We start from the raw sequence: 1,826 nt of genomic DNA, 5'->3' as shown, positions 1-1,826 counted from the left end.
CTCTCGCAGTTGCGCGCCGCCGTGCAGATCGCCGCGGCCCGCCTGCGTCCCGCGCGCGTCACGGACCTGCGCGTGGACGAGGGCGCCACGGGCCTCACCGTCACGGGCCGCATCGACAACCTCAACTTCGTCGCGCGCATCCCGGCCCGCTGGAACCGCCAGAGCGTCCTGTTCGCGCACGGCTACGTCACGCCCGGCCAGCCCGAGACGGTCAGCGCCGACCGCGACCCCGCCGGGGGGCTCGGCACGCTCGTGAACGCGCAGGGCTACGCGTACGCCTACAGCGCCTACGCGAAGGCCGGGTACGCCGTGCAGAGCGGCGTGCAGGCCACGCAGAACCTCAAGCGCTTCCTCGACCTCGTCGGCAGCACGCGCGCCTACGCGACGGGCGCGAGCATGGGCGGCAACATCGTCATGGCGCTCGTGGAGAAGTACCCCGACGACTACGTGGGAGGCATGCCCTTCTGCGGCGTCACGGGCGGCTGGGGCGAGGAGATCCGCTATCTCACCGACTTCCGCGTCGTGTACGACTTCTTCACGCGCGGCACGCCCTACGCCCTGCCCGGCGCGGACAACATCCTCGCGCCCACGGCGGCCTTCACGCAGCAGCTCCTGCAGCAGCGTCTCACCGCGCTCTTCACGGACGCCGCCGCCTCGCAGGACGCCGCCGTGAAGGCCAACGCGCGCAACATCGTCGGGCGCGTCGCGGCGGCCACGGGCGCCAACCCCGACCCCACGTCCTTCGTGACGGCCCTCGCGGGCTTCGGGTACGGCCTGCAGGACTACCTCGTCACGACGGGCGGCAACGGCTACGGCAACGTCGGCAAGGTGTACCGCACCCTCGGCGACGCGACCGACGCGGCCCTCAACGAGGGCGTCCTGCGCGTCACCGCCGACCCCAGGGCCAGCGCGTACCTCACGCAGTGGTACCGCCCCACCGGGCAGTTCAGGGCGAAGGTGCTGTCCTTCCACAACGTCGTCGACCCGCTCGTGCCCTTCCAGCACGCCGCGATCCTGAAGGACACCGTCACGCGCGCCGGGAACGCCGCGAACCTCGTGCAGCAGACCGTCGCCGCGAACACCGCCGCGCCGAGGCACTGCGACTTCACGCCCGGTCAGGTGACCTTCGCGTGGAACGAGCTGCGCGCCTGGGTGGACGGTGGGGCGCGCCCGCAGGACGGCCTCGACATCACCGCGAAGTAACGCCCCCACGAAGCGCCGCGCACCCAAAGGTGCGCGGCGTCATGATTGACATGACGGCCTCACGCTAGCGTGTCGCCTGTTGCCGCCCTCGGTGGCAACGCTCTTATCCAGAGCGCGTCAGGGATCTGGCCCGATGAAACGCGCAGCAACCAGCCCTCATCACGGCATGGTGCTCTCCAGCCCGCTCCTCGCCGACGATGGCGCAAAAGCGGGACCGATAAGGGAAGGGAACCTGCGATCAACGCCCCCTTCTCGAACCGACGGGAAGGGGACGTCCTTTGACGCCCTCCTCGTCGCCGCGCGAGGAGGGCGCGTTCATGATCGAGTTCCGAAACGTCGAGCACACCTACCCGAACGGTCACGCCGCGCTGCGCGGCCTCGACCTCCACGTGCCCGCGGGCAGCACCTTCGGCGTCATCGGCGAGAGCGGCGCGGGCAAGAGCACCCTCGTGCGGCTCGTCAGCGGCCTGGAGACGCCCACGCGCGGACAGGTCCTCGTCGCCGGGCAGGACCTCGCCGCGCTCTCCGTGGCCGGGCGGCGCGCCCGGCAGGCCCGCACCGGCATGGTCTTCCAGCACTTCAATCTGCTCGCCCAGCGCACGGCCGCCGGGAACGTCGCCCTG

2 protein-coding genes and 1 riboswitch are annotated in these 1,826 nt (G+C 71.4%); both genes read left to right on the top strand.

Annotated elements, in window-relative coordinates:
- The coding region (locus DEIPI_RS0106965; RefSeq protein ID WP_027481302.1) for an alpha/beta hydrolase family protein at positions 1 to 1,203 on the top strand (1,203 nt) is incomplete at its 5' end.
- Positions 1,204 to 1,303: 100 nt separating this feature from the next.
- A riboswitch (SAM riboswitch) is annotated at positions 1,304 to 1,427 on the top strand.
- A 93-nt stretch (positions 1,428 to 1,520) separates the two neighbouring features.
- Positions 1,521 to 1,826 (top strand): ATP-binding cassette domain-containing protein (locus DEIPI_RS0106960; protein WP_157463519.1); only part of this gene is annotated, 306 nt, incomplete at its 3' end.

This window comes from Deinococcus pimensis DSM 21231, assembly GCF_000519345.1.
GTDB lineage: Bacteria > Deinococcota > Deinococci > Deinococcales > Deinococcaceae > Deinococcus_A > Deinococcus_A pimensis.
Note: the sequence above shows the minus strand (reverse complement) of the source record. Positions and strands in the feature narration are given on the sequence as shown.